The sequence below is a fragment of the Cytobacillus mangrovibacter genome, assembly GCF_042865275.1.
Lineage (GTDB): Bacteria > Bacillota > Bacilli > Bacillales > Cytobacillaceae > Cytobacillus > Cytobacillus mangrovibacter.
Genome location: NZ_JBIACJ010000012.1, coordinates 69,906 through 77,172, shown reverse-complemented (window position 1 = coordinate 77,172; position 7,267 = coordinate 69,906). Strand labels below are relative to the sequence as shown.

5 protein-coding genes are annotated in these 7,267 nt (G+C 34.9%); 3 read left to right on the top strand and 2 right to left on the bottom strand.

The features are described from left to right. Nucleotides 1-228 precede the first annotated feature (228 nt). Both ACFYKT_RS18480 and ACFYKT_RS18475 read right to left on the bottom strand, forming a co-directional pair. Entirely contained in the window at nt 229-912 is a 684-nt protein-coding gene (locus ACFYKT_RS18480) for a response regulator transcription factor (protein WP_389222577.1), read from the bottom strand. 2 nt (nt 913-914) lie between these two features. After that, complete coding sequence (locus ACFYKT_RS18475; RefSeq protein ID WP_389222575.1) at nt 915-2,282, bottom strand: HAMP domain-containing sensor histidine kinase; 1,368 nt, start codon at nt 2,280-2,282, stop codon at nt 915-917. Nucleotides 2,283-2,671: 389 nt separating this feature from the next. On the opposite strand from ACFYKT_RS18475, the gene brnQ reads away from it, so the two are divergent. The 3 genes from brnQ to ACFYKT_RS18460 all read left to right on the top strand — a co-directional run bounded on the left by brnQ (nt 2,672) and on the right by ACFYKT_RS18460 (nt 7,021). Next, nucleotides 2,672-4,018, top strand: a complete 1,347-nt coding sequence (gene brnQ / locus ACFYKT_RS18470) for a branched-chain amino acid transport system II carrier protein (protein ID WP_389222573.1) — start codon at nt 2,672-2,674, stop codon at nt 4,016-4,018. A 345-nt stretch (nt 4,019-4,363) separates the two neighbouring features. Further along, the gene (locus tag ACFYKT_RS18465) at nt 4,364-5,014 is read left to right on the top strand and encodes a hypothetical protein (protein WP_389222582.1); all 651 of its coding nucleotides are present in this window, start codon (nt 4,364-4,366) and stop codon (nt 5,012-5,014) included. Between the two features lie 453 nt (nt 5,015-5,467). After that, nucleotides 5,468-7,021 carry an ABC-F family ATP-binding cassette domain-containing protein gene (locus ACFYKT_RS18460; RefSeq protein WP_389222571.1) on the top strand — a complete coding sequence of 518 codons (1,554 nt, stop codon included), beginning with the start codon at nt 5,468-5,470 and terminating at the stop codon, nt 7,019-7,021. Nucleotides 7,022-7,267 lie beyond the last annotated feature (246 nt).

Here is a 7,267-nt window from a genome sequence, read left to right as displayed (position 1 = left end):
TCCATTATGGAGTCCTCCTTGGTTAACAAATTAGGGGTCATTTCGCCACGATTTGACACCCCATATCATACCAAGAGGGCTCTTTTTTGTTCAAGTCCCCGAAAATCCTTCTAACAGGAATGCTCCTATATATGATATTTAACCTTTTGCAATACTAAAAATACTAAAAAGTTTAGGAGAAACCTTGCAGAAAATGTGACATATTTATGAACGGAACTTATTAATACATTACTCAACCTCAGAACTCCATTTGTATCCAACACCCCAAACTGTTTTCAGGTATTGGTCAATTGGATAACCAACTTGGCGTAACTTTTCTCTAATATTCCGAATATGAGAATCAATCGTTCTATCTTCTGTTTCTGTTTTGAAACCCCATAAAGTTGATATTAAATGATCCCTTGAAAAAACTTTATTAGGATGACTTAAAAATAAACCCAATAAGGAGAACTCCTTTAGTGTCATTGAGATCGTTTGTTTTTCAAATGTGACTCTAAAAGCAGCTTCGTCTAATGTTAATCCCTTAAATTCTAAACGTTCATCAAGATTATTTTTTGTTCTTCTCATAACCGCTTCCATTCTTGCCAATAGTTCTTCCTCGTTAAATGGTTTGGTAACATAATCATCTGCACCTTCTTTTAACCCTTTAACGACATCGGCTTTACCATTTCGAGCAGTCAGCATGATTACAGGAACATCGGATATTTCCCGAACCTTCTTACAAGTCGTCCATCCATCCATTTCTGGCATCATTACATCCAAAATAACAAGATCAGCTTTTTCACTCTCCAAAAAAGTAATGGCATCTACTCCTGTTTGTTTTTTTACACATTTATATCCGTGAGGAGAGATATATAAATCTAAAAGATCAAGCATCCTCTTTTCATCATCAACTAACAAAACGGTTTTCATTTTTATTCCTCCCTCAAAACAATCGTAAAAACTGTTCCTTCCCCAACCTTACTTTTTACAGTTATTTGGCCTCCATGGGCTTCGACTAGCTGTTTAACAATAGCTAGTCCCATGCCAAACCCACCTGTAGTTCTTGAACGTGATTTTTCAACCCTGTATAAACGTTCAAATATATAGGGAATATCATCTTTGGGAATTCCCATCCCCTGATCCGTTATATCAATATAAATATTTCCTTCAATTTTATTTACATTTATTTGAGTAATCGTTTTTTCTTTCGAATATTTAAGTGCATTGTCTAACAGATTTAAAAGAACCTGTCCAAAACGTGTTATATCCAACGGTAAAAACAATTGTTCATCACATTCCACGTTTAATTGTATTTCCTTTTCTTTAAAGGCTGGTGAGACTTTTTCATAAATAGATTTAAAAAATGAACAGAGATGGACTCGCTCCTTCACAACGGAAAAGGTGTTTTGATCTAAAGTAGCTAGTTCAAATAATTCTTGGAGCAGGAGATTGATACGTTCAGATTCTTCATGAATAATATCTAAATAATGTATTCTTTCCTTTTCATTAAGAGTAGGTTTTCTTCCGATGTCGGAATATCCTTTAATATACGTTAGCGGTGTACGAAGTTCATGAGATATACTCGCCAGAAAGTCATCTCTTTCCTGTTTCATATATTTTAAGTCGCTTGCTAGGGTCTGAATTGAATTCGATAACTCCCCCAATTCATCATTTGACTTTACGGGAAGAGAGACCGAGAAATCACCATTGCTCAAATTCTTTGTAGCTTCTTTCATCTTAATAAGAGGTTTTGTTAGAGCCTTAGATAGAAAGAAAATCGTAACGATCATAAAAAACAAAATTAACAATGAAGCTAGAAGAAAATGTTTGTTTAATTGAGAAATAAAATTTTTCACCTGATCGGTGCTCTTAAACATATAAACGTAACCACTGTTGCCATTTTCGTCCTTAAAAAGGGATACAGTTGAAATATACTTTTCCTTTTTCCAGTCAGACTCCAAAATTAGTCCTTCGTTTGGTATGCTTCGCAAGGGGCGATTTATGATTTCTTTTATACTTTCATCAATATTCCTTGATGTTTCGATCATTTCTCCATTTGTTTTTGTAATCACCACTTCTGTATCCGTTTGTGATTCCATTAATCCAATATGATGCAGAGTGGAGGGATCTGAAGAAATTTCTAAAACATCTCGGTGACTGTTGCCTCTTGCCTTAAGCGATTCAAGCTCTTGATGCACACGGGAATGAACAATATTACGATGCAGGTACATCATGGATGATGTTTCAATTATCAATATACAGACAAAGAACCATAACCCAAGTTTTATAGAAATTTTCATGCTATCACCTTTTATAAAAAAATAAGTAGACTTGTCCTTACTACCTTTCAACAATTATATATCGAAATACACGATGAGAAAAAAGAGAAGTCATTGAAGAGTTTTTAGATTGCTAATTTGTGGATTATACGTTTGAGTAAAAACTTAACCCTCTCATTTTCATTTACGAACGAATAACGATGTTTCCAAAATAAAACTCATAGATCAAGATGATCACGAAATACTTTAGTGATATAATATATTGTGTTAATTTTTTGGATATGTTATTTTATTAAAGCAATATATCAATATCATTCAAGAGGAATCAGAACTATTAAAAATTATTTTTAAATAATAATTTTCGGAATAATTGATATATCGGGGGAAGTTAGTAGAGAGGGGTAGTAGTTATGAATCAAAAAGTTTCAACTTCTTATATTATTGTTTTAGGGTTAATGCTATTTGCCTTATTTTTTGGCGCAGGAAATTTAATATTTCCAATCATGATGGGACAAGAAGCAGGAGCGAATATCTGGATAGCTATGGGTGGATTCGTCATTACTGGCGTAGGATTACCCATTTTAACGGTTATTGCTCTAGGTTACTCTGGGAAAAGTGATATTCAATCATTAGCAAATAGAGTTCATCCATTATTTGGATTAATATTCTCAATTATTTTATACTTAGCGATCGGACCTTTATTCGCTATACCAAGAGCAGGAACGGTATCCTTTGAAATTGGTATTCGTCCATTAATCCCAGAATCTTGGGATACGATGGGACTTCTTATTTTCTCAATCTTTTTCTTTGCAATTGCAACATTACTATCACTTAATTCTTCAAAGATTGTTGATATCTTAGGTAAATATTTAACACCTATTAAAATAAGCTTTTTGTCTCTTCTAGTTATTGTGGGTATTTTCAAACCACTTGGCGCTCTTCAAAAACCTATTGGTAAATATACAGAAGGTGCATTCTTCGGTGGTTTTTCAGAAGGTTATTTAACGATGGATGTGTTAGCAGCTTTCGTATTTGGAATCATTATTATCAATTCCCTTCGCTCTAAAGGTGTGGAATCAGGTAAAGTGATTATGGTATCTACAATGAAGGCCGGTTTAATTGCTGCAATTCTTTTAGCTTTCTTTTATAGTTCTTTGGCATTTATGGGAGCGAGCAGCGTTTCAGAATTAGGTATTTTGGATAATGGCGGATCCGTTTTAGCTGGAGTAGCCAATCTCTACTTTGGATCGTTTGGCGGTGTCGTACTTGGTGCTCTCATCACTATGGCTTGTATGACTACTAGTGTTGGTCTGATCAGCTCTTGTGCTTCATATTTTAATAAAATATTGCCTAAAGTTTCTTATCGTAGTTTTGTTATCATTTTTGCTATCTTTAGTGCGGCTGTTGCAAACTTCGGGTTAAGTCATTTGATTTCGATTTCAGCACCAGTGTTAACAGCTATTTATCCTTTAGCAATCGTATTATTATTTTTAACTTTATTCCATAATGCATTTAACGGGAAGAAGATCGTTTATCAATTAAGTATGTTATTCACATTTATCGTAAGTGTATTTGATGGATTAAATGCAGCTGGATTGGTAGTAAAACCAGTTGATCAATTATTTTCATCTATCCTACCTTTATATGAAGTTGGATTAGGCTGGCTACTACCAGCAGTTATAGGTGTAATTTTGGGTATTGTTATTGGTATGTTTAAGCTAAGCAGTAAGGAAAAAGAGGAAGAGCAATTAATTTAATATCGATTACAAGCAGCCACCAATTATTAAAGAGTTTTCTTTAATAATTGGTGGCTTTTTCATTAGGAAAGCTGGAAGAATATTAGCGTCTAGATCCAATCAATGGTTTTCATTTAATGCATCAATTCTTTGCATATCCTCTTCAGTCAGTTGAAAATCAAGGATATTCATATTATTAAAAAAACACAGGTACTGTCACATTTATCCAAGATGAATACACTATTTGAAATGATGTTAATATCCTGCATTTTAAGCGCAAATATAAAGGAAAGGGAATAAGACATGAATCATTTTTCAAATGGAGTATTTGTCTATCATATGCCACCTAATTTTAATTATTGGATGATGGGACGCTATGACCATTCACCTGTAAAGGGAAACTTTGTGGTCCATTCTAGAATGCATCCTCATTATCCTCGAGTATTTCCACATACACAACAAAGCAATAATTTTGTCAGTCAAGCAGCTGTCGATTTAATGAGGGACAATCGAAGTCTTTGGGAAGAACATGTAGCCTGGACTAGAATGACAATCATCAGTTTAATCTATAAATTACCAGATATTAATTTTGTTGTCGCTCGTCTTCTGAAAAATGCGACGGATATGGGAGAAATGATTCGACCATTATATGGGGATGCCGCGGCTAAGAAATATTCCTCTTTAATTCAAGAGCATCTACTAATTGCTGCTGACCTAGTAAAAGCTGCAATTGCTGGTAATGAACAAGCAGCGAAAATGGCTGAACAAAAATGGTATGCGAATGCAGATGAGATTTCCGCATTCCTCAATCGTGTTAATCCATTTTTGCCTGAGGAAGAAATGAGAAACATGTTCTACCACCATTTAGATTTAACAAAGCAAGAAGCATTAACGATGATTAATAAAGATTTTAAAAAGGATATTGAAATATATGACAAAATTGAAAAACAAGCAAGGGAAATGGCTGATACAATCTCAGATGCAATGATCAAATTATATCCTAATAAATTTAGGTGAAAAATTTCTATCCTTAAACAGTTCAGTACGAGACTAGAGGGCGGTTACTGAAAAGTGACTGTTCTTTTTTATTGAGAATTTAAAAAGGGATGGTAGATTCATATAGATGTGTCATTGTTTACCTTAATTTAGTTTTTTGTACCTTCCACCCCCATTAGGTAGCTCAATTACTTTTTGTTAGAACTCAACCAATTCTTTCAATTTTTTTTGAACTATTCCCACATTGGAAAACCTCATTTCATAAATCCAGGTTCGGTTGTATAATAGACTTTTACCCTATTGAGATCCGTCCAAGTAAAAATAATTAGATAATCTCATTTAATTAAGAAGGGGCAGACTTTTATTTAGTCCAAAAATCAAATTACATTTTCCACAAAAAATAACTTCAGATAGAAAAAGCAGCCAAAATCCAGTAAAATAACCACATGTGATATTAGATAAGGAGTTAAAAAAATGAGCGTATTAAACGTAAAAAATTTAAGTCACGGTTTCGGTGATCGTGCGATATTTAATGATGTGTCTTTTAGACTTTTAAAAGGTGAACACGTTGGACTTGTTGGGGCAAATGGTGAGGGTAAGTCTACTTTCATGAATATTGTTACTGGGAAGTTGCAACCTGACGAGGGGAAAGTGGAGTGGTCACGAAAAGTTCGGGTTGGTTATTTAGATCAGCATGCTGTACTTCAAAAAGGCACGACGATGCGTGACGCTTTGAGTACTGCTTTCCAATATCTTTTTGATGCTGAAGCAGAGATCAATGAACTTTATGCAAAAATGGGTGATGAAGGTGCTGATATTGATGCATTACTCGCAGAAGTCGGAGAGCTACAAGAAACTTTGGATAGTAATGATTTCTATCAAATTAATTCAAAAGTTGAGGAAGTTGCTCGGGGTCTAGGATTAGACAGTGTTGGACTCGATCGAGATGTAGATGATCTTAGTGGTGGGCAACGTACGAAAGTTTTGCTTGCTAAGCTTCTGTTAGAAAAGCCTGAAATCCTATTACTGGACGAGCCTACGAACTATTTGGATGAACAGCATATCGAATGGTTGAAGCGCTATTTACTGGAATATGAGAATGCATTTATCTTGATTTCACATGATATCCCATTCTTGAACAATGTTGTTAACTTGATCTATCACATGGAAAACCAAGAGTTGAATCGCTATGTTGGTGACTATGATAACTTCTTAAAAGTTCATGAAATGAAGAAGCAGCAGCTAGAGTCTGCTTACAAGCGTCAACAACAAGAAATTGCTGATTTAAAAGATTTCGTTGCTCGTAACAAGGCAAGTGTTGCGACTCGTAATATGGCGATGTCCCGTCAGAAGAAGCTCGACAAAATGGAAGTTATAGAATTGGGAAGAGAGAAGCCAAAACCAGAGTTTATTTTCAAAGAAGCTCGTGCAGCTAGTCGTTGGATTTTCACAGCTGAGGATCTTGTTATTGGTTACAATGAACCACTTTCTCGCCCTCTGAATTTAAAAATGGAACGCGGACAAAAAATTGCATTCGTGGGTGCAAACGGTATTGGTAAGTCTACTCTTTTAAAAAGTATTCTTGGGTTGATTGATCCGCTGGAGGGTAAAGTGGAACGTGGTGAGTATCAACACCTCGGTTACTTCGAGCAGGAGGTTAAACAGTCCAACTACAACACTTGCATTGAAGAGATTTGGAGCGAGTTCCCAAGTATGAATCAGGCTGAAGTCCGTGCTGCTCTTGCAAAATGTGGATTAACGACAAAACATATTGAAAGTAAAATCGAAGTCCTTTCTGGTGGTGAAAAAGCCAAAGTTCGATTGTGTAAAATTATTAACACAGAAACAAATTTATTAATTCTAGACGAACCTACCAATCACTTGGATGTCGACGCAAAAGAAGAATTGAAGCGTGCTTTAAAGGCCTATCGCGGAAGTATTTTGATGGTATCCCATGAACCTGATTTCTATCGTGAAATTGCGACCGATATTTGGAATTGTGAGGATTGGACTACGAAAGTGTTTTAAATAATGATTAAGGGGACTCAATGTGTTAAATTCCACATTGGTACCCCTTTTATAAACCATCAAAATTGGCAATAAAATCACTTTAGATTTCTTAAAAAACTCAACTAACTTTAAAATGAAGTTCTATCTATTTTTGTACAACCAAAATAACCCCTTCCGAAAATACCCGCTTAAACCCAAATTCGTATTGAATAAACCGGTGATGATATTGAAACAGAATCGAAAATTAGAAGTGTTTATTTTTCG